At 66.8% G+C, this 21,620-nt stretch carries 23 protein-coding genes; 9 read left to right on the top strand and 14 right to left on the bottom strand.

Features of this window, described 5'->3' with window-relative positions; all coding sequences use genetic code 11:
* Positions 1 to 2: 2 nt before the first annotated feature.
* The 11 genes from mraY to AC1VV3_RS13605 form a co-directional block, all read right to left on the bottom strand.
* Entirely contained in the window at positions 3 to 1,073 is a 1,071-nt protein-coding gene (gene mraY / locus AC1VV3_RS13655; RefSeq protein ID WP_132261758.1) for a phospho-N-acetylmuramoyl-pentapeptide-transferase, read from the bottom strand.
* A gap of 16 nt (positions 1,074 to 1,089) precedes the next feature.
* Positions 1,090 to 2,667, bottom strand: coding sequence for a UDP-N-acetylmuramoyl-tripeptide--D-alanyl-D-alanine ligase (locus AC1VV3_RS13650; RefSeq protein ID WP_431568680.1), 1,578 nt, complete (start codon positions 2,665 to 2,667; stop codon positions 1,090 to 1,092).
* Between the two features lie 4 nt (positions 2,668 to 2,671).
* The gene (locus AC1VV3_RS13645) at positions 2,672 to 4,171 is read right to left on the bottom strand and encodes a UDP-N-acetylmuramoyl-L-alanyl-D-glutamate--2,6-diaminopimelate ligase (RefSeq protein WP_431568679.1); all 1,500 of its coding nucleotides are present in this window, start codon (positions 4,169 to 4,171) and stop codon (positions 2,672 to 2,674) included.
* 10 nt (positions 4,172 to 4,181) lie between these two features.
* Positions 4,182 to 5,957: a peptidoglycan D,D-transpeptidase FtsI family protein gene (locus AC1VV3_RS13640; RefSeq protein WP_132261754.1), complete on the bottom strand. Its 1,776-nt coding sequence runs from the start codon at positions 5,955 to 5,957 to the stop codon at positions 4,182 to 4,184.
* On the bottom strand, positions 5,954 to 6,514 hold the full coding sequence (locus AC1VV3_RS13635; RefSeq protein WP_132261752.1) for a hypothetical protein: 561 nt from the start codon (positions 6,512 to 6,514) through the stop codon (positions 5,954 to 5,956). Before AC1VV3_RS13635 ends, AC1VV3_RS13640 begins: the two co-directional genes overlap by 4 nt.
* A complete protein-coding gene (rsmH, locus tag AC1VV3_RS13630; protein ID WP_431568678.1) occupies positions 6,511 to 7,551 on the bottom strand; it encodes a 16S rRNA (cytosine(1402)-N(4))-methyltransferase RsmH in 1,041 nt (346 codons plus the stop codon). The genes AC1VV3_RS13635 and rsmH overlap by 4 nt, the downstream gene beginning before the upstream one ends.
* Positions 7,548 to 8,045, bottom strand: coding sequence for a division/cell wall cluster transcriptional repressor MraZ (locus AC1VV3_RS13625; protein WP_132261749.1), 498 nt, complete (start codon positions 8,043 to 8,045; stop codon positions 7,548 to 7,550). Before AC1VV3_RS13625 ends, rsmH begins: the two co-directional genes overlap by 4 nt.
* Positions 8,046 to 8,359: 314 nt before the next feature.
* Positions 8,360 to 9,181, bottom strand: a complete 822-nt coding sequence (locus AC1VV3_RS13620; RefSeq protein WP_431568677.1) for a DUF4350 domain-containing protein — start codon at positions 9,179 to 9,181, stop codon at positions 8,360 to 8,362.
* Positions 9,182 to 9,218: 37 nt separating this feature from the next.
* Positions 9,219 to 9,554, bottom strand: a complete 336-nt coding sequence (locus tag AC1VV3_RS13615; RefSeq protein ID WP_431568676.1) for a hypothetical protein — start codon at positions 9,552 to 9,554, stop codon at positions 9,219 to 9,221.
* Positions 9,555 to 9,594: 40 nt separating this feature from the next.
* Positions 9,595 to 10,605 (bottom strand): cysteine synthase A, encoded by a 1,011-nt coding sequence (locus tag AC1VV3_RS13610; protein ID WP_132261746.1) that lies wholly within the window; start codon positions 10,603 to 10,605, stop codon positions 9,595 to 9,597.
* Between the two features lie 253 nt (positions 10,606 to 10,858).
* Entirely contained in the window at positions 10,859 to 11,176 is a 318-nt protein-coding gene (locus AC1VV3_RS13605; protein WP_132261744.1) for a 2Fe-2S iron-sulfur cluster-binding protein, read from the bottom strand.
* A 104-nt stretch (positions 11,177 to 11,280) separates the two neighbouring features.
* Here AC1VV3_RS13605 and AC1VV3_RS13600 point away from each other — a divergent pair, with 104 nt between their 5' ends.
* A complete protein-coding gene (locus tag AC1VV3_RS13600) occupies positions 11,281 to 11,898 on the top strand; it encodes a DNA-3-methyladenine glycosylase family protein (protein ID WP_132261743.1) in 618 nt (205 codons plus the stop codon).
* Positions 11,899 to 11,906: 8 nt separating this feature from the next.
* Here the strand turns inward: AC1VV3_RS13600 and AC1VV3_RS13595 are convergent, their stop codons facing one another.
* Complete coding sequence (locus AC1VV3_RS13595) at positions 11,907 to 13,025, bottom strand: acyltransferase family protein (RefSeq protein ID WP_431568675.1); 1,119 nt, start codon at positions 13,023 to 13,025, stop codon at positions 11,907 to 11,909.
* Positions 13,026 to 13,035: 10 nt separating this feature from the next.
* A complete protein-coding gene (locus AC1VV3_RS13590) occupies positions 13,036 to 13,335 on the bottom strand; it encodes a 4a-hydroxytetrahydrobiopterin dehydratase (protein ID WP_482961918.1) in 300 nt (99 codons plus the stop codon).
* 64 nt (positions 13,336 to 13,399) lie between these two features.
* Here AC1VV3_RS13590 and ccmA point away from each other — a divergent pair, with 64 nt between their 5' ends.
* The 5 genes from ccmA (at position 13,400) to AC1VV3_RS13565 (ending at position 17,425) form a co-directional block, all read left to right on the top strand.
* Positions 13,400 to 13,981 (top strand): heme ABC exporter ATP-binding protein CcmA, encoded by a 582-nt coding sequence (gene ccmA / locus AC1VV3_RS13585; RefSeq protein ID WP_132261738.1) that lies wholly within the window; start codon positions 13,400 to 13,402, stop codon positions 13,979 to 13,981.
* A complete protein-coding gene (locus AC1VV3_RS13580; RefSeq protein ID WP_431568674.1) occupies positions 13,978 to 14,637 on the top strand; it encodes a heme exporter protein CcmB in 660 nt (219 codons plus the stop codon). The genes ccmA and AC1VV3_RS13580 overlap by 4 nt, the downstream gene beginning before the upstream one ends.
* Positions 14,638 to 14,760: 123 nt before the next feature.
* Positions 14,761 to 15,903, top strand: coding sequence for a sulfotransferase family protein (locus tag AC1VV3_RS13575; RefSeq protein WP_431568673.1), 1,143 nt, complete (start codon positions 14,761 to 14,763; stop codon positions 15,901 to 15,903).
* 32 nt (positions 15,904 to 15,935) lie between these two features.
* Positions 15,936 to 16,559, top strand: a complete 624-nt coding sequence (locus AC1VV3_RS13570) for a carboxymuconolactone decarboxylase family protein (RefSeq protein WP_134095122.1) — start codon at positions 15,936 to 15,938, stop codon at positions 16,557 to 16,559.
* A gap of 419 nt (positions 16,560 to 16,978) precedes the next feature.
* Positions 16,979 to 17,425 carry a hypothetical protein gene (locus AC1VV3_RS13565; protein ID WP_132261730.1) on the top strand — a complete coding sequence of 149 codons (447 nt, stop codon included), beginning with the start codon at positions 16,979 to 16,981 and terminating at the stop codon, positions 17,423 to 17,425.
* A 72-nt stretch (positions 17,426 to 17,497) separates the two neighbouring features.
* Here AC1VV3_RS13565 and AC1VV3_RS13560 read toward each other — a convergent pair whose 3' ends face one another.
* Positions 17,498 to 18,658 (bottom strand): isovaleryl-CoA dehydrogenase, encoded by a 1,161-nt coding sequence (locus AC1VV3_RS13560; protein WP_132261728.1) that lies wholly within the window; start codon positions 18,656 to 18,658, stop codon positions 17,498 to 17,500.
* Between the two features lie 119 nt (positions 18,659 to 18,777).
* Here AC1VV3_RS13560 and AC1VV3_RS13555 point away from each other — a divergent pair, with 119 nt between their 5' ends.
* The 3 genes from AC1VV3_RS13555 to AC1VV3_RS13545 all read left to right on the top strand — a co-directional run bounded on the left by AC1VV3_RS13555 (position 18,778) and on the right by AC1VV3_RS13545 (position 21,612).
* Positions 18,778 to 19,674 (top strand): LysR family transcriptional regulator, encoded by an 897-nt coding sequence (locus tag AC1VV3_RS13555; protein WP_431568672.1) that lies wholly within the window; start codon positions 18,778 to 18,780, stop codon positions 19,672 to 19,674.
* 369 nt (positions 19,675 to 20,043) lie between these two features.
* Positions 20,044 to 20,964, top strand: coding sequence for a LysR family transcriptional regulator (locus AC1VV3_RS13550; RefSeq protein ID WP_132261725.1), 921 nt, complete (start codon positions 20,044 to 20,046; stop codon positions 20,962 to 20,964).
* A gap of 114 nt (positions 20,965 to 21,078) precedes the next feature.
* Positions 21,079 to 21,612: a phosphoribosyltransferase gene (locus AC1VV3_RS13545; RefSeq protein ID WP_132261723.1), complete on the top strand. Its 534-nt coding sequence runs from the start codon at positions 21,079 to 21,081 to the stop codon at positions 21,610 to 21,612.
* The last annotated feature ends 8 nt before the right edge of the window (positions 21,613 to 21,620 follow it).

Below are 21,620 nucleotides of genomic sequence, written 5' to 3'. Positions count from 1 at the left end.
CCTTATCGCAGCTTGAGCGTGGAGAGGCCGAGGACGGCAAGGACGATTGAAATGATCCAGAAGCGGATCACGACGGTCGATTCCTTCCAGCCCTTCTGCTCGAAGTGGTGATGGATCGGCGCCATGCGGAACACGCGGCGGCCGGTGCGCTTGAACCAGAACACCTGGATGATGACCGAAGCCGCTTCCAGCACGAACAGCCCGCCGACGATGGCCAGCACGATCTCGTGGTGCGCGGCCACGGCAATGGCGCCGAGCGCGCCGCCGAGGGCAAGGCTGCCGGTATCGCCCATGAAGACGGCCGCGGGCGGGGCATTGAACCAGAGGAAGGCAAGGCAGGCGCCGATGATCCCGGCGCAGAACACGGCGAGTTCACCCGCGCGCGGAACGTGCGGAATGCCGAGGTAATTGGCGTAGTCGACGCGGCCCGCCAGGTAGCAGATGATCGCGAAAGTACCCGCTGCGATGATGACCGGCATCGTCGCCAGCCCGTCCAGGCCGTCGGTCAGGTTCACGGCATTGCCCGCGCCCACGATCACCACGGCCGCGAAGACGTAGTAGAATGGCCCGAGCGGAATGTAGCGGCCCGACAGGAAGGGCACATAGAGGTTGGTGTTGAGCTGGCTGACGATGATGTACGAGGCGATGCCCGCCACCACGAACTCCAGCCCCAGGCGCAACTTGCTCGACAGGCCGGCCGTGCTGCGCTTGGCGACCTTGTCATAGTCGTCCAGGAATCCGATGATCCCGAAGCCCACGGTCACGGCCACGCAGGCCCAGACGAAGGGGTTGGTCACGTCCATGAACAGGATCATCGAACTGACCAGCGCGGTGAGGATCATCAGCCCGCCCATCGTGGGGGTGCCGCGCTTGGCAAGGTGGCTCTGCGGGCCGTCCTCGCGGATCGGCTGGCCCTTGCCCTGGCGCACGCGCAGCATGTTGATGAAGCGCGGACCGATCAGCAGGCCAAGGCCCAGCGCCGTCATCAGCGCCGCGCCGGAACGGAACGTCTGGTAGCGGAAGAGGTTGGACAGTCCCTCGTAATGGAACCAATCTGCGATGAGATACAGCATCTTGCGGGGTTGCCCCCTACCCTTCCTGTTTGTCGAGCGCGTTCACGAGGGAAGACAGGCCCACCGAATTCGAGCCTTTGACCAGGATGACGTCATCCCGTTCGAGACCGAATTCGCGCAGTGCATCCACGGCTTCCCGCACGCTCAGGCAATGCGCGAAGGGCACCGTCTTGCCAAGCGGAAGACTAGCGGATTTCCCCAGTTCCCCTGAATGTTCGGCGGCTTCAAGAGCTTGGGCGAGCGGGGCCATCTCCTCGCCCACCAGCACGGCGTAATCGACTCCCGCCTCGCGGATCGGGCCGGCCAGCGCGGCGTGGTAATCGGGGCCGTGGCTGCCCAGTTCCTTCATCGCACCCAGCACGGCGATGCGGCGATGCGCGGGGGTGCGCCCGAGCTGGTCGAGCGTCGCCCGCATCGAGGCCGGATTGGCGTTGTAGCTCTCGTCGATCAGCAGCGCCTTGCCACCGTTGCGGGGCGACGCGGGGCGGCGACCGGCTGCATCGGCATCGACGTCGGGCTCCCCACCCGGAACGTCGATTTCCAGTCGCGCGCCCCGGCCCGGCAGCCCGCCCATTTCGGCGAGCGCCACGCCTGCAGCGCCAAGGTCACCTTTCACCCCGCGCACTGCGGCCATGACCGCGAGTGAATTGATCACGTGATGTTCGCCGGGCGACGCGACGGTATAGCAGACGCGCCGGTCGCCCATGTCGATGGTCACCAGCGAGCCGCCGCCGATCGCCGGCACCGCGTCCAGCAGACGGACGTCGGCGTCGCGGGCCTTGCCGAAGGAAACGACTTGCGCGCCGACGGCGACCGCGGCTTCCTTCAGCCGGTTGAAATAGGGGCTGTCGGCCGGAATCACGGCGATCCCGCCCTCTTCCAGCCCTTCGAATATCTCCGCCTTGGCATCGGCAATGGCCTCCATCGAGCCCAGCATCTCGATATGGGCCGGCGCGAGGGTGGTGATGACGGCGACGCCCGGACGGACCTGCCGGGTCAGCCCGGCGATCTCGCCCGCGTGGTTCATGCCCATTTCGAAGATGCCGAAACGGGCGCGCGCGGGCATGCGCGCCAGGCTGAGCGGCACGCCGACGTGGTTGTTGTAGCTCTTGACCGAGCGGTGGGCATCGCCGCGGCTGGCGCGGTCGAGCGCGGCCCAGATCGCTTCCTTGACGCCGGTCTTGCCCACCGACCCGGTCACGCCGATAATCGGGCCGCGGGCGCGCAGGCGGCCGGCGTTTCCGAGCAGTTCCAGCGCCTCGGTGGTGTTCTCCACCAGGATGTGCGGCCCATCGACCGGTCGGTCGACCACGGCCGCTGCCGCACCCTTGGCGAAAGCCCCCTCGACGAAGCGGTGGCCGTCCATGGCCTCGCCCTTGAGCGCGAAGAACAAGTCTCCGGGCTGAACGTCGCGGCTGTCGATCTCTACGCCGGAGACGGTGAACTCGCTGCTGGCCGCACCCTTGAGCACCCGCGCAAGCGTGGCGGAATCCCACAGGCCTTGCGTCGACGGGGCCAGCGGGTTCTCCTCCGCGGCGTCGCTTCCCCCGATCGAATCACTGGGCCAATCGAGGATCCGGGCTACAGCATTCATCGCACTACCTTCCCTGCGGACCAGACATTTCCCTGGCCACGGTTACGTCGTCGAATGGCAGGACGCGCACGGAGTCGCCGCTGCCGATGATCTGCCCCTGTTCATGCCCCTTGCCCGCGATGAGGACGATGTCCCCCCGGCCAGCCTCGGCGATGGCCGCGCCGATCGCCTCGCGCCGGTCACCGATTTCCCGCGCATCCTTGCCCATTCCGGCCAGGACCATCGCGCGGATCGCCGCTGGATCCTCGCCGCGCGGATTGTCGTCAGTGACGATCGCCACGTCCGCGCCTTCGCTGGCCACGCGGCCCATGTCCGGCCGCTTCCCCTGGTCGCGGTCGCCGCCGGCGCCGAAGACCACGATCAGGCGCCCTTCCACATGGGGACGGAGCGCCGCGATGGCCGCTTCCAGCGCGTCTGGCGTATGCGCATAGTCGACATAGACCGGCGCGCCTACCGAGGAAATCGCTGCGCGCTCAAGCCGCCCGCGCACGGTGACGAGGCGCTTCAGGGCATCGAAAGTCGTATGGGCAGCGCCGCCGCTGGCCAGCACCAGCCCTGCCGCCACCAGCGAATTGGCGGCCTGGTAGGCACCGATGAGCGGAAGCTCGAGCACGTAGGCTTTGCCCTCATGCTCGAGCTCCAGCTTCTGGCCGAGTCCGCCCGGCTTGCGACCCGAGAGGCGGATGCTGGTGCCCTTGGCACCCACGGTGAACGTCTTGAGCCCGCGCCTTTCGGCATGGGCAATGGCTTTGTCCGACCAGGCATCGTCGGCCCAGATCACGGCGGTGCCGCCATCGACGACCACTTCGTCGAACAGGCGCATCTTCGCCGCGAAGTAATCGTCCATGTCGGCATGATAATCGAGATGGTCGCGCGAGAGATTGGTGAAGGCGCCCACCGAAACGCGCGGTCCCTCGATGCGGTACTGCGAAAGGCCGTGGCTGGACGCCTCGTAGGCGACATGAGTGACGCCCTCCCGCGCGAGGCCGGTCAGGTTGGCGAGGAACGTGACGATGTCGGGCGTGGTCAGCCCGGTCGAGACGGTTTCGTCGCTCGTGGTGACGCCCAGCGTGCCGATCGAGGCCGCGCGTTGGCCCGCCATGCGCCAGATCTGGCGCGTCAGCTCGACCGTCGAGGTCTTGCCGTTAGTGCCGGTGACGGCCACCAGGGTCTCGGGAACCGGCTGGAAGAACGGCGCGGCGAGGCGCGCGAACAGGCGGCGCGGCTCAGGATCGGCGAAATGGACGGCGCCTTCGACTTTGGCATCGGGATGCGCCACCACGGCAATGGCGCCGGCCTTGACGGCGGCGGCGATGTAGTCCTCGCCATTGAACTTCGCACCGCGAAAAGCGCCGAAAACCGTGCCGGGCGCGACTTTGCGGTGGTCGATGGCAAAGCCGGTGACATTGCCCGTCTCGTCTGCACTGCCCGCAAGATTGCTGGCCGAAAGGGAGCCCTCGGCAAGAGGGATGCCGGCAGCGGCGCAGAGGGCAGACAATTTCATTCTTCGAGGCTCACTCTTCAGCGGTTCCGGCGGGGATCAGGGGCTTGAGGTCGGAAATGTCGATGTCGCGCGTTTCGTCGGGCATGACGCCCAGCAGCGGGCCGATGCGCGGGACGACGCGCTGGATCACCGGCGCCGAGTTCCAGGCCGCGGTGCGCTGGAACGAGGTGGCTTCCGTGCCCTGCGGCTCGTCCATCATGGCGATGACGACATAGCGCGGGCGGTCCATCGGGAAAGCCGCGGCGAACGTCGCCACCAGCGAGTGCTTGCGATAGCCGCCGACGCCGGGCTTTTCGGCAGAGCCGGTCTTGCCGCCCACGCGGAAGCCCGGCGCGTCGGCCTTGCGGCCCGTGCCGTAGGACACGATCATGCGCAGGAGCTGGCGCATGCGGGCGCTCGTGGCGGCGGTGAACACGCGGCGTCCTGCCGGAACCTGCGAAGGCTCCAGCTTTTTCAGGGTGGTCGGGCGCCAGATGCCGCCGTTGACGAGCGCGGCATAGGCGTTGGCCAGATGCAGCGGGGTAACCGCGATGCCGTGGCCATAGGCGACCGTCATGGTGCGCAGGCGCGGCCATTCGCCCCGCGGCCAGAGCGGGAAGCCGCGCGCCGGCAGTTCGACATAAGGCCGCTGGTTCATCGACAGCGATTCCATCGTCTTCTTGAGCCGCTCGCCGCCGAGTTCGTCCGCGATATGCGCCGTGACCGTGTTCGACGAATGGATCAGCGTTTCCAGCACGTTGAGCGAGCTGCCGTAGTTGTGCAGGTCGTGGATCGTGAACTTGCCGACGTGGAGCGGCGTCGCCGGCCAGCGACGGCGCAAGTCGGTGATCGTGCCGGCATCGAGCGCGGCCGCGACGGTGATCGGCTTGAAGGTGGAGCCGAGTTCATAGACCTGGTTGGTCACGCGATTGAAGCCGCGCGGCACGTCTCCGGCCTTGGCCTGCTCCTCGGTGATGACGAGGTCGCTGGGCTGGACGTGGTTGGGATCGAACGAGGGCAAGGAGGCCAGCGCCAGGATTTCCCCGGTGTCGACATCGAGGATCACGCCTGCCGCACCCTTGGCCTTGCTCAGCGCCATGCCCTTGCCGAGTTCGTCTTCCAGCGCGCTCTGCACGCGGAAGTCGATCGAGAGCACGGCCGGGGTCTCGCGGCCTTCGGGGCTGGTAAGCTGCTTGTCGAACGCCTCTTCCATGCCGACCTGGCCCTTGCCGAAGGTATCGACATAGCCCAGCACCGAGGCCGCCATGGACCCTTGCGGATAGAAGCGCGTGGCTTCCTGCGGATATTCGAGCGCCGGCTCACCCAGGGCGTGGACCTTGTTGGCGTCCTCCGGGAGGATCGACTTGCGCAAGTAGCCCGGCTTGTCGGACGAGAGCTTGGCGATCAGTTCGGCGCGGTCGAGATCGGGGAAGATGCGGATCAGCCCATCGGCGATCTCGGCCGGGGTGTGGACCAGCGAAGATCCCTCGGTCATCGCCTTGGGGTTGAACCAGAGCGAATAAGTACGGAATTCGCGCGCGAGCGGCACGCCGTTGCGGTCCACGATCTCGCCGCGCTGCGGGATCAGCAAGTCGGAAAGGTCGCCTCCGCGCACGGAGGGGCCGGTCACGCCCAGGTAGACGATGCGGAAGAAGGCCAGAAGCCCGATGAGCGTGAACACCCCCAGAATCCAGAGCGTGCGCATCTTCGCCGTCAGCAGCGACTGCTGACGGACGTTGAACAGCTTGCGCCGGCCGGTGGAAACCGTGGTGGGGATCGCTCCGATCGGGAAGGCCGGAGCGTTCACTGCTGGGCGGCCTCCGCCACCTCGATGCGCGCCAGGCGGCTGCCCAGCGCCGCGGCGTCACGCGCCATCTGGTCACGCTCGGGATCGCGGTTCTTGCCGCCCGCGCCCTTGGCTTCGCCCTGGGCGATGGCAGCGGCCGTGGCGCCGGAGACGGGCGACACCATGGCCAGCAGTCCGCCGTTGCCGCCCTCCGCTTGCGTGCCCTCGCCGGTCTTGTCGGCATTGGCATAGCGGATCGGCGCCGGCGCACCCGGCCCCACCGGCATGCCCAGCGCGGCAAGCTGGCGCTCGCCTTCGATGTACTGACCCGCGGTCGGCGCCTTGTAGCCGAACTCGACGTCGTTCAGTTCCTTGAGCGCCTGCTGGTTCGAACGGGTCTGGAATTCCGTTTCCAGGAAGTTGATGTCCTGCTGCACCCACACGATCCGCTTCTCGGTATCGTGAACCTGGCTCTTCACCGCGTTGACGCGCAGCGTCAGGCCGATCGTCAGCGCCCCGCAGACCAGCAGCACGGAAATCCATCCGATCGAATGGACGCGATCGCGAGTGAGGTTCATGCGGCGCTCCTGGGGTCTTCGCGGCCGTTCCGGGCCGATTTCGTGGGGCCAGTCGTTCTGGGTGAGGCTTCCGTGCGCACCGCGGCGCGCAGGGTTGCGGATCGGGAACGGGGATTGGCGGCAAGTTCCGCTTCCCCGGGCCGCACCGCCTTCGCCACGTGTTCGAACGTCGCCTGCGATCCCGAAGCGACTTGCGGCAGGTGCCGCGAAGTGCTTTGGGCCTGGCCGGCGGCATCGCGCAGGAAGCGCTTGACCTTGCGGTCCTCAAGGCTGTGGAAGGTCACGATCGCCAGCCGCCCCCCGGCGCGCAGCAGCGTTTCGGCCCCTTCCATCCCGGCGTCGAGTTCGTCCAGCTCTCCGTTCACATGGATACGGATCGCCTGGAAGCTGCGCGTCGCCGGATCCTTCGGCGCCGATGCTCCCTTGTAATTGGGGTTGTAGCCCACGGCCTTGCGCACCACGCTGGCGAGTTCGCCCGTGGTCGCGATGGGCCGCGCGGCCACGATCGCCCGCGCCACCCGGCGCGACTGACGTTCCTCGCCATAGAGGTAGAGCACGTCGGCGATCCCCGCCTCGTCCGCCTCGTTCACGAAGTCGGCGGCGGAAAGCCCGGACTGGCTCATGCGCATGTCGAGCGGGCCATCGGCGCCGAACGCGAAGCCCCGCTCCGCCTGGTCGAGCTGCATCGAGGACACGCCGATATCCATGACGACGCCGTCCACGCTGTCGACTCCCGCTTCTGCAAGGCCCTCGACCATTTCGGAGAAGCGCCGGGCGTGCAACACGAGGCGGGGCGGAACGGCGTCCAGCTCCGGCCATTTTTCGCGGTTATCCACGATTGCAGCGATGGCATCGGGATCCCGGTCGAAGGCGTGAACCGTCGCGCCCGCATCGAGCAGGCGGCGGGTATAGCCGCCCGCACCCAGGGTACCGTCGACGATGACGTCGCCGCCCCGGGGGTTCAGGGCGGCGACGACCTCCTCAAGGAGCACCGGAACGTGGGGAACGCCCTCGGGTATGGTGCGAGAGGCGCTCATTTCTTCGAAGCTTTCTGAAGTTCCTTGGCCGCAAGGCTGCCACAGGCGGTCTGTGCCGCCTTCCAGCTATCGTCCATCGTGTTGAGGTTTTCCGGGCTCCACACCGTGAAGAAGCGGCCATTGCCGCGGAAGTAGAGCTGGTCGGAGACATTGGCGAGCGCGCCGAGATCGTCGGGCAGGACGAAACGGCCGCTGCCGTCGAACGGCACTTCGTAGGAGGCGTAAATGTCGCTGGCGCGCTTTTCCGCGTCGAAGTCCTTGCCCGCGCGGACGGCCATTTCCTGCTGCTCGCGGATTTCCTGCTCGAAATCCTGGATGCGCGAGAGGCCGAAGCCGACGAGGCAGGGCCAGCGGTCATGGGTGGTCAGGCAGAGCAGGTCCTTGCCGCTCGATTCGCGCACGGTGCCGCGAAATGCATTGGGCAGCACGAAACGGTTCTTGTCGCGTAGCAGCGAGAAGCCCTGTCCGTTGTAGATGTATGGCTGCCCAGCCATGGTCCCTGTTCGCCCCTAAGGTTGCCTCTCGGGCATGACAGCGACCCTTCCCGCCACGCGCTCACGCGGCAGGGTTCCGGTACTGCAAGCAGCACACGGCGAGTCTCAGCCATTCCGATTGACAATGCTTTTATAACGGGAATTTTGGGGATTAAAGGGAAATGTGGGGATCAGAGGGAATTAATCGGCGGATTTCTTCGGATTTTAGACACGGGTCATCCCAGGTCCTGTTCCGTTAGCACCTGCGAAACCATGGATAGCGCTGATTTTACGCGGATTTTCCCTTATATCCGCATCGATCCCGGGCCTGCCCGTCAATCCCCACTTTTTGCCTGTTCGATGAGCCTGGCAAACGTTTTACGCCGCAAGTCCAGCGAGGACACATCTTCGGGGTCCTCGAGCAAGGCTGCGTCGGAAATGGCCAGGATCCGCCCCTTCCCCAGCCTGCATCGCGCCAGAACTGCATCCGCTTCGAAAAGGCAGGAGGCAGTCTCGTCCCCGCTTTTCCCGCCGGTCCCGGATTTTCCCGCCGGCACGGCGCCGTCCCCATCGCTCCCCGCTTTCCCCGAAATTCCCGAGGACGATGGTCCTTCCCCGGAATTCCCCGATGCGCGAAACCGGCCCGCAAGGTCGACCGGAAGCGGCCCGGCGGAAGTCTGGACCAGGCGTTCCCCGGCCCGCTGGCCCGCGTCGAACTCCAGCGCCAATCCCCAGTGCGCCAGGATGGGAGATAGCAGCACCATGTCCTGCGGCCGCCGAGGATCGCCCAGCGCGTGGCGCGACGGCATGGTCAGCATGGGGTCCGCGAACAGCAGCAGATGCCCGCCGTCCCGCACCCAGCGGTCCAGCGCCACGTTTTCCTGCGGCGAAAGCGGGCGGGGCTGCGCCAGCACCAGCAGCGCGCCCGAGGGGAGCGGCAATCGCCCGTTCGGCCCGGCCAGCGTGTCGAGCGGGGTCAGGCGGCCTGCCTCATCCAGCGGTGCAAGCGCCCAGTGCCGGGCGCGCTCAGGCGCCAGCAGTTCGCGTACATCGCCGCTTTCGCCCCAGACGATGGGCAGGCTGGTATAGAGGCCGATGACGCGATCGCGGCGCGGCGCCGCCGATTCGCCGCAACTCGTGAGTGTGGCCGCGAGCATGGCCGCGCCCGCCAGAAGCGTCAGCGCTGGGCGCAGCTTACTGGCCGTCTGCCGGAGCGCCGGTTACTTCGGGATCCGTCATCGGCGCGGGCGGAGCCGAGGGGCTGGGATCGGCGGCGGGAACCACGCCGATGTCCGCGAGCGGATCGCTGGACGCCTTCTTCGGCTTGGCATCGACCGCAACGACCTGCTGGATCGGATCGGAAGTATCGATCAGCCGGGTGCGATCGTTGATGATGTTCGCCAGGCCCACGATGAGCAGCATCGCGCAAAGGCCGAACAGCCCCACCTGGAGGCGGTGAACGGCCTGCGAACGCAGCTCGCGCGCAGTGGGCGGCACGAAGTGCTGCGGTGCGGTGATCGGTTCAACCATTGTAGGCGGAATGTGTCCTGCCATCGACAGACCGTTTACCTCAGGATCGCAGCCATGGGAAGACGGGCAGGTTCTTCGATTCCAGCCATTCCGGATTGAACAGCGAGGAGAGGTAGCGGAATCCGGTGTCGCACAGGATCGTGGCGACGCGCGCGTCGGCCTTGCCTTCGGCCACCAGCTTGCGTCCCAGCGCCACGGCGCCCGCCACATTGATGCCCGAGGACAGGCCGAGGCAGAGCCCCTCTTCCGAAAGCAGGCGGCGGACCCATTCGAGGCCCTCTTCGTCCGAGATGCGGAACTGGGTATCGATCGGCGCGCCTTCGAGGTTGGCAGTGATCCGTCCCTGCCCGATGCCTTCGGCGACCGACGAGCCTTCGGCCTTCAACTCGCCATGGGCATAGTAGTTGTAGAGCGCCGCGCCGTGCGGATCGGTGAGCGCAATGGTGATGTTCTCGTCGAAGGCCTTGAGGCCGAGGCCGGTACCCGCGATCGTGCCGCCGGTGCCCGCAGCGCAAGTGAAGCCGTCGATCCGGCCGTCCAGCTGCTGCCAGATTTCCGGCGCGGTGCTTTCGATATGGGCCTTGCGGTTGGCGATATTGTCGAACTGGTTGGCCCAGATCGCGCCCGGCGTCTCTTCGGCAAGGCGGCGCGAGGTGTGGACAAAGTGGCCGGGGTTGGAGAACGGCGCGGCCGGCACCAGGACCAGCTCGGCGCCCAGCGCGCGCAGCGTGTCCATCTTCTCGCGCGACTGCGTTTCCGGCATGACGATGATCGTCTTGTAGCCCAGCGCATTGGCCACCAGCGCGATGCCGATGCCGGTGTTGCCCGCCGTGCCTTCCACGATCGTGCCGCCGGGCTGGAGCAGGCCCTTCGCTTCGGCATCGCGCACGATCCACAAGGCCGCGCGATCCTTCACCGAGGCGCCGGGATTGGCGAATTCGCACTTGCCCCAGATCTCGCATCCGGCCGCTTCGCTCGGTCCCTTGAGCAGGACGAGCGGGGTGTTGCCGATGAGGTCGAGAGTGGAGCGCTGGGGGATCGGTGCAGTCATGGCGGCACAGGTAGGAAGTCAGACCGAAAGGCGCAAATGATTTGCGGAGTTTTTTGAGCAGGCCATTCGCCTTGCTCCCCGTCTTATGCCCGTCTCGTGGTCCGGCAAGCGCCCCGGCCCGCGGCGCCTGCCCGCTTTCCGCCTCGCCCCCCTCAAGAATTCATCCCGGAGGGGAGGTCCGATGGGACGCAGGCCGGTGCCCGCGCAAAACGGCCCGGAGGCCGTCTTGCCGGAGCGTCAGGTCATCGCAGAATCAGTCTTCCTGCGCGATCGTGACCTTGCAGCCTTCGAGCACCGAAGTGATCGGCACCTGGCAGGACAGGCGCGAGTATTCGTTGCGATGGTCCGAGCTGTCGAGCAGGTCGTTCTCGTCTTCGCTCATGGCCGGCAGCTTGTCGGCGAAGGCGGGATCGATGTGGACGTGGCAGGTCGCGCAGGAGCAGCAGCCGCCGCAGAGGGCCAGAAGCTCGTCGAAACCGCTGTCGCGGATCGTTTCCATGAGGGTGCGGCCTTCAAGGGCCTCAACGGTGGATTCTTCGCCCGATTGATTGATGACGATGATCTGCGGCATTCTCGTCGATCCTCTTTGATACTGCATGTATCATAACATGCTGGTTTCGGCCTTTGGGGCCGGCTGCTAATGGCTGCAATCCCCTTTTGCAAGGTAATCGAACTATGGGCTTGAGCGCTGGCGCACTGAAACTGGGACTCGACGCGATTGCGGGGCGAGAGCCCGCCATCGCCCGAGCGCTGGATGCGGCCGGCTACCCCGAACCGCGCATCCGCCCTACCGGATACGCCACGCTCCTGCGCACGATCGTGGGCCAGCAAGTGTCGGTGGCGGCGGCCTCTTCGGTGTGGCAGCGGCTCGAGGACCTGCTGGGCGAAGGGATCGCGCCCGAAACTTTGCTGGCCGCCGAATTCGAAGCCCTGCGCGGCTGCGGGCTTTCGCGTCAGAAGCAGGGTTATGCGCGCAGCCTTTGCGAACTGGTGATCGCCGGCACGCTCGACTTCGACGACTTGCCCGCGGACGACGAGGAGGCAATCGCCCAGCTTGTGCGCATCAAGGGCATCGGCCGCTGGTCCGCGGAAATCTATCTGCTTTTCGCGGAAGGCCGCCCGGACATCTGGCCGGCCGGCGACCTTGCGGTGCAGGCCGGCATGCACAAGATCCTCGGCCTGGAAGCGCGCCCGAGCGAGAAGGAAGCGCGGGAACTGGCCGAAGCCTGGCGCCCCCATCGCGGCGCCGCGGCGATCTTCACCTGGCACTGCTACAACAACCCGGCCCTTTAAGCGGCGCCCTAAACGGAGAGGGGCGCCTTCCGTAGCCCCGCTTCGCCGAGAAAACGGTTCTCCATCCACCGGCGCAGGCGCGGGGACTGCCGCTCGGTCAGGATCGATATTCCCGCGCTGGCCAGCACGATCAGCGCGATCAGGGCTGCGAACATCGGAAAACTGCGCCCGGCCTCGATCTCCCAGGACCGCAGAAGCTGGATCAGCGGCCAGTGGAACAGGTAGAGCGTGAAGGAAAAGCTGGCGAGCGTCCGGGCGGCTCCGTCCAGACGCAGGATCGGCGCCGAAAGCAGGTTCACCAGCGGACGCGCGGCCACCAGCGCCAGGGTCATGGCCAAGCCCATCAGCAGGTCCGACAACGCCCATTGCGACCATTCGGCATCGCCCGGCCACCACGCCTTGAGCAGGGGATTGAGCACCGTGTGATCGATCCGGAACAGGAACAGCGCCATCGCGCAGGCCGCCACGATCGCGACCGGCGCAGCCGCAAGGGGCAAGCGCCGGGCGGCCCGAACATGGGTCAGCGCCGCCCCCATCAGCCAGACCGGCATCAGCAGGAGAATGGCCCCGCCCGCCGCCGCGCAGCCCAGCGCCACCGCAAGAATGCGCGGCCAGCCCCGCAGGAACACGGCCAATGCGAAGATCGCATAGTACCAGACCTCGTAGCAGAGCGACCAATAGGGCGGGTTCCAGACCGGTCCGGCCACCCCCGGCCAGGCGCTGAGGAAAGCCAGCGGCGCCAGCAGTTGCTTCGTCACTTCCAGCGCTTCCGCGGGGGAATTGTCCATTCGCACCGGCATCGGCCCCGCCAGCACATAGGCCGCCAGCGTGCCGAACAGCAGCGAGGGCACCGCGACCGGCAGGATGCGCGACAGGCGCGCCACGGCATAGCGCGGCAGGCTGGACCGGCCGCTCAGCACGGACGTGCTGATCACGAGGCCCGAAAGCACGAAGAACACGATCACGCAGTAATGCTGCATGCGCACGCCGAAGGGAAACCAGCCGTGATAAAGCCCGAGCTGCACCGCATGACCGATGGCCACGAGCAGCGCCGCGCCAAAGCGCACGAAGTCCAGCACGACCGAGAGCGGCCGCGTCAGGAAAGGTTCCTCGGCAGGCGGGCTCACGGGAGCCGAATCAGTCGCGCGGGGCGGCCGCGTCGATGAAGCGGGCCAGTTCCAGGTCGCGGCGGCTCAGGCCATAGGCATCGTGGGTGGTCAGCGTGATCTCCACGCGGTTGTAGACGTTGAACCATTCAGGATGATGGTCGGCCTTGTCGGCCTGGATGGCCACGCGGGTCATGAAGCCGAAAGCCTCGTTGAAATCCGCGAATTTCAGCTTGCGCACGATGGCGAGGCCGTCCTCGCGCAAGTCCCAGCCGGGCAGTGCGGCCAGCGCTTCATCGCGTTCGGCGTCGGTAAGGCGGGCAATCGGCATGGGCGACTCCGTAAAGATGCAGCCAGCTTGGCACTGGGGGGGCTTTCCACTATCGCGTCACCCCATGCAAGGGGCCTCCATCGCCATCGACGACCTCGCCTGCCGGCGCGGCGACAGGCTGCTGTTTCGCGGCGTCTCGCTGCGGCTCGATGCCGGCGAGGCACTGCAGGTGACCGGGCGCAACGGCATCGGCAAGTCCAGCCTGCTGCGTATCCTGGCCGGCCTGGCCCCGGCCTTTTCCGGCGCCGTGACGACCGCAGGCAGCATCGGCCTGGTGGACGAACGCCCGGCGCTCGATCCGGGCTGGACGCTCGGCTCCGCCCTGGCGTTCTGGCAGCAGATGGACGGGAATGGCGAAGATCGGCACATGGCCCGCCTGGGTCTCTCGGGCCTGCTCGACGTGCCGGTGCGCTACTTGTCCACGGGGCAGAAGAAGCGCGCCGCCCTTGCCCGCCTGCTCGGCCAGGACGCGCGGATCTGGCTGCTCGACGAGCCGCTGAACGGGCTCGACAGCCATGCCGTCGCCCTGGTCGAGGCACTGGCGGCGGAGCATTGCAGCAAGGGCGGCATTGCGGTGATCGCTTCTCACCAGCCTTTCGCGCTGCCGGGCATGGCCACCCTCGCCCTTGCGGAGCACGCGGCATGAGCGTCAGGATCCGGCCCCTCCTCAAGCGAGACCTCACGCGCCTGCTGCTGGGCGGACGCGGCAGCGGGGCGCTGCTGCCGATCCTGTTCTTCCTCTCGGTGGCGATGCTCTATCCCTTCTCCGTCGGCCCCGATGCGCCGCTGCTGGCGCGGACCGGCGGCGGCGTGATCTGGGTCGCCGCCTTGCTGGCCGCGATCCTGCCGCTCGACCGCCTGGTGGAGCCCGACATCGAGATGGGCCTGTTCGATCAGTGGGCGCTGCGCGGCATCTCCGAGGAACTGGTGATCGCGGTGCGGGTGCTCGCCCATTGGCTGAGCTTCGGCCCCCCGCTCATGCTGGCCGCCCTGCCCGCCGCCGCCCTGCTCGGGCTGGACGGGCAGAGGCTCATGCTGGTCGAGATCGGGCTGCTGGCGGGTACGCCGGGCCTCGCCGCGCTGGGGGTGACGGTTGCCGCGCTCACGGCCGGCCTGCGCGGCGGCGCGGCGCTGGGGGGGCTGCTGATGATCCCCATGGCCGTGCCGGTGCTGATCTTCGGCGCGGGCAGCCTCGGCAGCGGCGGCACGGGCGGACTGGCCCTGACCGCGGCGGCAAGCCTGGTCCTGCTGGCCATCGCCCCTTTCGCCAGCGGCGCGGCGATCCGCGCGGCCCGCGGCTGACGATCTCGCGCGGCGCGCCGCCGGCGAGCGCTCGTTTCATCGCCACGGCGGTTGGCGCAGTTACCGCTGCCCAAGCATAGTGCGCTTCCAGATCCGGCCAGAACCGGACAGCGGGAGAATGCCATGGAAAGCCATCGGACGCTGATCGACAGGGCCAGGCGCGAAGCCGGGCTCGACGACTTCGGCGCAGACGGCTTTCGCGAGGGCCTGGAAATCCTGGTCGATTCCCTCGATCGCGAGGCCGGGCTCAATGCGCTGGGCGAAAGCGCCCTTGCGGAACGCATTGTCCTGCATCTCAAGCAGAGACTGGAAATCGAAGACTGGTATCGCCGCCATCCCGAGATCGCGGACGAGGAGATCCGCGCGCCGCTGTTCGGCGTCAGCCTGCCGCGCACCGGTTCCTCGGCGCTGTCGTTCCTGCTCGCGAGCGACCCGGCGATCCGCTACCTCAGGGTCTGGGAAAGCAGCCGCCCCTGTCCGCCGCCTGGCACTGTCGAAGGACCCGATCCCCGCCGGGGCGTCTCCGCCAGCAGCGCCGACGAGACGTTGAAAGGCGGCCGCCGCACGCCAAGCGGGATCGACGGCGCGATGGAGTGCCAGGACATCATGGCGCTCGATTTCAAGAGCCAGATATTCCAGGCTTTCGCCCAGGTTCCCCGCTATTCGGACTGGCTTCTCCAAGCCGACCTGACCGAGACTTACGCCTATCACAAGCGTGTGCTGAAGCTGCTGCAATGGCGGCAACCGGCGCGGCCCTGGCGGCTCAAGGCGCCCACGCACATGCTCTATCTCGATGCGCTGACGGCGGCGTTTCCCGATGCCCGCTTCGTCATGACTCACCGCGATCCCAGCGACGTGATCCTGTCCGTGGCCACGGTCTATGCCGACATCATCGGCAAGTTCACCGACCGGACCGATCATGCCTATCTCGGCGATCTCAACCTTCGGACCTGGTCCGAGGCGATGCGGCGGGCGATCGCCTTTCGCGATGGCGGCGGGGACCACCGTTTTCACGACATCCACTTCCGCGCCATGCTGCGCGACCCGCTGGGGCAAGTGCGCGAACTCTATGCCTGGCTGGGAGAGCCGGTCTCCCCGGAGTTCGCACGGGCAATGGCGGCATGGTGGGCATCGAACGAGAGCGAGCCCCGCATGGCCAAGCCCGATCCGGCGCGCTTCGGGCTCGATCCCGCAGCGGTGCGCGGCCATTTCGGCGACTATCTGGCGCACATGGAGCGGTGGGCGCCGTTCAGCGAAGCCGCTTGAACAACTTTCGGAAGAACCACAGGTGATGACAGATGGGTGAAGTAACCAGCGGCCCCGTAGACTTCGATGCCGCCGCGCGAGAGGCGCAGACGATTGCGGGAGGGCCGCGCTATGCGCCGCTGCGGCTCGACGAAGTGAGCCCGGAGGGACAGGAGCAGGTCGACGCGATCCGCGCGGCCTTCCACATACCCGACAGTCGCCCCTTCCCCGACGTCAGCCTGATCACCTTGCGCCATCCGGGCATGTTCAAGGGGCAGATGGTGCTGGGCATCGAATTGGCCGCCAGAGGCGCGATACCCGGCCGTGAGCGGGAACTGATGATCCTGCGCCTGGCCCTGCTCGCCGGCGCGCCGTTCGAATGGTGCGAACATGTGGATATCGGCAAGGCCTTCGGCATCACCGCCGAGGACCTCGAACGCGTGATCGCAGGCTCTGCCGCGCCCGGCTGGACCGAACACGAATCGGCCATGCTGCGCGCGGTCGAGGAACTGCTGGCCGATTACTGCCTGGGCGAGGAGACCTGGGACACGCTGGCCCGGACCTGGGACGAAAAGCAGATGCTGGAACTGCCCATGCTCGTCGGCGCCTATCTGATGACGGCGATGCAGCAGAATTCCCTGAAAATTCAGCCCAAGGGCGGTTTCGATTACCGCTGATCCCGGTTCGCGGGATTCGGCACGCCGATAGTCCGCGAATCGGCAGAACGAATCACTGCGAATCACCGAGTGTTTCGAAAGGCCGTCGCTCCCCGAGCGGCGGCCTTTTCTCGTGGAAAATATCGCCGGGTTTTTCGCACGGTTCACCGGCGGCGGATCCGGGGGCGCCTGTGGACAAGCGCGGCAGAACTCCGGGATAACGGCGGGATAAGTTGGGGATTTTCCTGGAAAAAACGGGCCGGGGCGGTTTCTCGCGTGGTGCGTGAAATCGCCCCGGCCCAGTCGACAGGAAGGGCAGACGGGCGCCCCATGACAAGCGCCGGCCCGAGGTCCTTGGTGCAGGCTTGACGGGCAAGACAAGCTGCGTAGACATAGCTAATGATAATCATTCTCAAATACAAGCCCATGGAGAACCAGGCATGTATCAGTACGTCGATCGCCCGCTGAATTCGCTCGACGAGGGGTGCCGTTTCCTCGTCTGGTCCATGCGCGCCTGGGTCACGACGCTGGCCCGCCGGCAATGCCCTGCGCAGGCACTGGCCCCCGCTTTCGCCAAGTGGCGGATGATCGGCGGGCTCCAGCCGTTCCACCGGGCCATGCTGCTGTTCAACCGCGATGCACTGGAGACTTTCGCCTTCTGCCCGATGGCCTGCAGCCATGTTTCCGAGCACGAGGCGGTGATTCTCGAACTCATCACCTCGCTGCGCGACCGCGGCCCCCAGCAGACGCGCGCCACGCTGGAACTGGTGGTTTCGGAAGACAGCGTGGGCGACGTGCTGGAAACGCTCTCGAAGCTCGGCGCGGCCATGGCCATTGCCGGCATTTTCCCCGGCGAACCGGTCGAAGCGAAGAACCAGCGGCATTGAACGGCGGCGCGGAGGGAGGCGCACTTCCCTCCGACGCTCCTCATTGAGCGGGAGCGGTGAGGACCGGCGGACTTATCCCCCGATCAATTCGCGCCCGATCAGCATGCGCCTGATCTCGTTCGTACCGGCGCCGATGTCGAGCAGCTTGGCGTCACGCAGATAGCGCTCGACCGGCCAGTCCTTGGTGTAGCCGGCCCCTCCCAGTGCCTGCACCGCCTCTCCCGAGACGCGGAAGGCGTTCTCGCTGGCGAGCAGGATCGCGCCGGCCGCGTCGAACCGGGTGGTCTGCCCCGCGTCGCAGGCCCGCGCGACGGCGTAGACATAGGCCCGCGCCGACTGCAGCGCGACGTACATGTCCGCCACTTTGGCCTGCATGAGCTGGAACGTGCCGATGGCGGTGCCGAACTGGCGGCGTTCGCGTACATAGGGGATCACGGTATCCAGGCAGGCCTGCATGATGCCGATCTGCAGACCCGCCAGCACCACCCGCTCGTAGTCGAGCCCGCTCATCAGCACTTTCACGCCGCCGTTCAGCGGGCCCATGACGTTCTCTTCGGGCACGAAGCAGTCGTCGAACACCAGTTCGCACGTCGGCGATCCGCGCATGCCCATCTTGTCGATCTTCTGGCCGATGGAGAATCCGGCCATGCCTTTCTCGATCAGGAAGGCGGTGATCCCCCTGGAGCCTGCCTCCGCATCGGTGCGGGCGTAGACGACCAGCACTTCCGCGTAAGTGCCGTTGGTGATCCAGAACTTGGTGCCGTTCAGGCGGAAGCCGCCCGGCACGGCGTCGGCCCGCAGCTTCATTCCGACCACGTCGGACCCTGCCCCCGCTTCGGACATGGCCAGGCTGCCCACATGCTCGCCGGAAATCAGGCCGGGCAGGTACTTGGCCTTCTGGGCCTCGTTCCCCCAGCGCCGGATCTGGTTCACGCAGAGGTTCGAGTGCGCGCCGTAGGACAGCCCGACCGAAGCCGAGGCCCGGCTGACTTCCTCCACCGCGATCACATGTTCGAGATAGCCCAGCCCGGTGCCGCCCCATTGCTCTTCCACGGTGATGCCGTGCAGGCCAAGCTCACCCATGGCGGGCCAGAGTTCGCGCGGAAACCAGTCCTCCGCATCGACCCTGGCCGCGAGCGGCGCGATCTGTTCGTCGGCGAAACGGGCCACGCTCTCGCGGATCATCTCCGCAGATTCGCCCAGCGCGAAGTCGAAATCCGGGGTTGCCTTCATGCCCTAGTCCCAATCTTTTCGAGCGCCGCTCTCCGGCGCCTTTCGTTAACCCGCAAGTTAGCGACCGGGCTCCCTGCAAACAAATTGAAACTTCCCGCCCGGTTCGATAAATTTTCCCAATGATAAAGCGCGCGCATATCCGCCATTTCCTGGCCGTTGCCGATTCCGGCAGCTTCAAGCAGGCCTCGGCGCGGCTCCACGTCACCCAGCCGACGGTCTCGACCAGCATTGCGGAACTGGAACGCCTGGTGGGATCGCCGCTGTTCGTGCGCGACCGGCGCCATGTCCGCCTGACCGAGCCGGGGGGCGCCTTCCTGCCGATCGCCCGCGACCTCGAAGCCGGCTTCCGCCGCGCGGACCAGTTCGGCCGGCCCATGCAGGAACAGTGGCCGGACCTGAAGCTGGGGGTGATCCCGAGCGTGTCCGGCCCCCTGCTGGAACGGCTCGCCCGCGAACTGGCCGGGGACTTCGGGATCGAACTGGTGGAGGGGGACGACCGCGATTTGCGTGGGCAACTCGGCAGCGGCAAGATCCAGCTGGCGCTGACGTTGCTGGGGGAAGACGAACAAGGCCCCTGCGCCCGCACATTGCTGGAGGAGCCCTACGTCCTGGTCATGCCGGAGACGCACCGCTTCGCCGGGGCGTCGCTCGTGGCGCCGCAGGACATCGCCGGGGACATCATGATCGCCAGGCGGTCCTGCGAGGTGCTTCAGGAAACCAGCCGCTTCTTCACCGATGCCGGGGTGCGCCCGCGCTTCGCCTTGCGCAGCGAGAACGAGGACCGCTGCATGCGCATGGTTGCGGCCGGCCTTGGCGTGACGGTGGCGCCCCTGTCGCTGGCTCCTGCGGGAACAGCGACGGCGGAGATCGCAGGCTATGGCCTGAGCCGCAGACTGGGTCTGGTACGCGGCGCGGAATTCCCGGGGGAGGCGGAGGAACGACTGGCGGCGACGCTGGAGATCGTCTCCGCCAGCCTTCCCTCCCTGGCCCGTCAATCCGGTGCGTCGCCCTCATAGCGCCCGCCGGCTGTCTCCATGCCGACCGGGTCTTGCCGTGTCGGCCGTGAATATCCTGTCTTGCCCTGAGCCCTGACTTGCGCGCCCTGTGCCTGCACCAGCCGCCCGGTAACGGGCCTGCCTGTACGAGACAGCACCGAGCGGGGGCGCTCCCGAACCGGGTGTCCCTTTTTACCCCCAAATGCGGAGAAGCGCCCCCTACCGTCATGCGGTTCGCGCACTGGCAGCGGCCTCGTTGGGAGAGCAGCCGCCGCCAGCGCGTTCGCACGTTTCGGTGTTGCCCATTAGGTAAAGAGCTGACACGATGCGATCAAACGCAATGAATTTGACGCAGCGTTGCAAAAATTAGAGCAGGTCCAGACAGTCCCGATGCCGGCATTTTCCCGTTTCCTGCGCTATTTCATGGCAGTCGGCCGCCTCGGCTCGATCCGCAAGGCCGCCGACGAGCTGAACGTGTCCGCCTCCGCCATCGACCGGCAGATCCTGAACGTGGAAGCCGAACTGGGCCTCCCGCTGTTCGAGCGCCTGCCCACCGGCCTGCGGCTCACCGCGGCCGGGGAGATGATGATGGCCTCCGGTGCCCACTGGCAGCAGGGCATGGCCAGCCTGCGCGGACGGATAGAGGACTTGCGCGGGCTGAAGCGCGGCCACGTCGACATCGCGGTGATCGACGCCCTGGCGACGGGCCATGTCCCTGCGACGCTCCACGCCATCCAGCAGCGCTATCCGGGCATCACCCTGGGCATCAAGGTGCTGGGCAACGACGCGGTCCGGCGGGCGGTGATCGACGGATCGGTGGATTGCGGCATCCTGTTCGAGCCGCAGTCCTACCGTGACCTTTCGGTCCGCGCCTTCACCGAAGTGGTGCTGGGCTTCGTCACGCCGCCCGGCCATCCTTTCGCCGCCCTGCCCGAGGCGCGCTTCTCGATCTGCGCGGATGAGCCGATGATCATCCCGGCCGAGCCGCTGGCGGTCTATCAGCAGATCGCCGTGCTGGAAGGTGCGACCGGGATCGCCCTGACGCGCAAGGCGAGTTCGGACAATATCCAGATGATCACCGCGCTGGTCACGCAGGGTGCCGGGGTGGGCGTGCTCACTTCGCTGGATGTCCGCACCGACGTGCAGCGGGGCAGCCTGGCCTTCACCCGCATTTCCGATTCGCTGCTGCGGCCGATGACCCTGGCGCTCTGCACGGCCTCGGCCCGCACGCCGTCTTATGCCGCGAACCTGGTGATCGGCGAATTCGAGCACGGATTTGCCGCGCTTGGCCATGCTGCTTCAACGGCTTAGGCCCCGCCCGGCCTCTGCGGGAAGCCCAGGCGGCATCGCGCGATTGCGGATTTCGCAAGAACGCGGTAACCGGAGCAGCTTCCTCCCCACATTCGCGTTCAGGATTTGCCCCGCATGAGTGAAGCTTCCGAGCCGCAGCTCCATTATCTCGAGTATTACGAAGACTTCCTTGCCAAGGTTCGCCAGCTTTCACGGCAGGTGCAGCAGGGCGAGTGGAAGCCCGAATTCGTCATCGGCCTCGGCCGCGGCGGATTGGTTCCGGCCGTCTATATCTCGCACCAGCTGTCGCTGCCGATGCTGTCGATCGACCATTCGTCCAAGATTCCCGGCTTTGCCGACGAACTGCTGGCGAAAGTCGCGGCGATGAGCGCCGATGGCACGCGCATGCTGTTCGTGGACGACATCAACGACACCGGCGGCACCATCGAATATATCCGCAGCCAGCTGACCGAAGGCGGCTGCGACCACGGCAACTTGCGCTTCGCGGTGGTGATCAACAACAAGAGTTCCAAGGTCGGCGTCGACCTCTGGGCCGAAGTGATCGACCGTACCGACGACAAGCGCTGGTTCGTGTTCCCCTGGGAATCGGTGGGCACACGCGAAAGCATCGTCGAGGAAGCGCTTTCGGTGCCCGAACGTCTGGCCTGAAGCCGGGG

It is taken from the genome of Novosphingobium sp. BL-S-34, assembly GCF_056857015.1.
This window is presented reverse-complemented; position numbering and strand designations above follow the sequence as displayed.

What these genes read in the sequence shown, in the direction of transcription:
- AC1VV3_RS13620 (WP_431568677.1), bottom strand. Translation starts at nt 9,181, where the DNA reads ATGCTCGCGGCCACACTCACGAGTTGCGGCGAATCGGCGGCGCCGCGC.
- AC1VV3_RS13590 (WP_482961918.1), bottom strand. Translation starts at nt 13,335, where the DNA reads ATGCCGATTGCCCGCCTTACCGACGCCGAACGCGATGAAGCGCTGGCC.
- AC1VV3_RS13580 (WP_431568674.1), top strand. Translation starts at nt 13,978, where the DNA reads ATGAGCGTCAGGATCCGGCCCCTCCTCAAGCGAGACCTCACGCGCCTG.
- AC1VV3_RS13545 (WP_132261723.1), top strand. Translation starts at nt 21,079, where the DNA reads ATGAGTGAAGCTTCCGAGCCGCAGCTCCATTATCTCGAGTATTACGAA.
- ccmA (WP_132261738.1), top strand. Translation starts at nt 13,400, where the DNA reads ATGCAAGGGGCCTCCATCGCCATCGACGACCTCGCCTGCCGGCGCGGC.
- AC1VV3_RS13570 (WP_134095122.1), top strand. Translation starts at nt 15,936, where the DNA reads ATGGGTGAAGTAACCAGCGGCCCCGTAGACTTCGATGCCGCCGCGCGA.
- mraY (WP_132261758.1), bottom strand. Translation starts at nt 1,073, where the DNA reads ATGCTGTATCTCATCGCAGATTGGTTCCATTACGAGGGACTGTCCAAC.
- AC1VV3_RS13650 (WP_431568680.1), bottom strand. Translation starts at nt 2,667, where the DNA reads ATGAATGCTGTAGCCCGGATCCTCGATTGGCCCAGTGATTCGATCGGG.
- AC1VV3_RS13645 (WP_431568679.1), bottom strand. Translation starts at nt 4,171, where the DNA reads ATGAAATTGTCTGCCCTCTGCGCCGCTGCCGGCATCCCTCTTGCCGAG.
- AC1VV3_RS13610 (WP_132261746.1), bottom strand. Translation starts at nt 10,605, where the DNA reads ATGACTGCACCGATCCCCCAGCGCTCCACTCTCGACCTCATCGGCAAC.
- AC1VV3_RS13565 (WP_132261730.1), top strand. Translation starts at nt 16,979, where the DNA reads ATGTATCAGTACGTCGATCGCCCGCTGAATTCGCTCGACGAGGGGTGC.
- AC1VV3_RS13575 (WP_431568673.1), top strand. Translation starts at nt 14,761, where the DNA reads ATGGAAAGCCATCGGACGCTGATCGACAGGGCCAGGCGCGAAGCCGGG.
- AC1VV3_RS13555 (WP_431568672.1), top strand. Translation starts at nt 18,778, where the DNA reads ATGATAAAGCGCGCGCATATCCGCCATTTCCTGGCCGTTGCCGATTCC.
- AC1VV3_RS13550 (WP_132261725.1), top strand. Translation starts at nt 20,044, where the DNA reads ATGCCGGCATTTTCCCGTTTCCTGCGCTATTTCATGGCAGTCGGCCGC.
- AC1VV3_RS13560 (WP_132261728.1), bottom strand. Translation starts at nt 18,658, where the DNA reads ATGAAGGCAACCCCGGATTTCGACTTCGCGCTGGGCGAATCTGCGGAG.
- AC1VV3_RS13605 (WP_132261744.1), bottom strand. Translation starts at nt 11,176, where the DNA reads ATGCCGCAGATCATCGTCATCAATCAATCGGGCGAAGAATCCACCGTT.
- AC1VV3_RS13635 (WP_132261752.1), bottom strand. Translation starts at nt 6,514, where the DNA reads ATGAACCTCACTCGCGATCGCGTCCATTCGATCGGATGGATTTCCGTG.
- AC1VV3_RS13600 (WP_132261743.1), top strand. Translation starts at nt 11,281, where the DNA reads ATGGGCTTGAGCGCTGGCGCACTGAAACTGGGACTCGACGCGATTGCG.
- rsmH (WP_431568678.1), bottom strand. Translation starts at nt 7,551, where the DNA reads ATGAGCGCCTCTCGCACCATACCCGAGGGCGTTCCCCACGTTCCGGTG.
- AC1VV3_RS13615 (WP_431568676.1), bottom strand. Translation starts at nt 9,554, where the DNA reads ATGGTTGAACCGATCACCGCACCGCAGCACTTCGTGCCGCCCACTGCG.
- AC1VV3_RS13625 (WP_132261749.1), bottom strand. Translation starts at nt 8,045, where the DNA reads ATGGCTGGGCAGCCATACATCTACAACGGACAGGGCTTCTCGCTGCTA.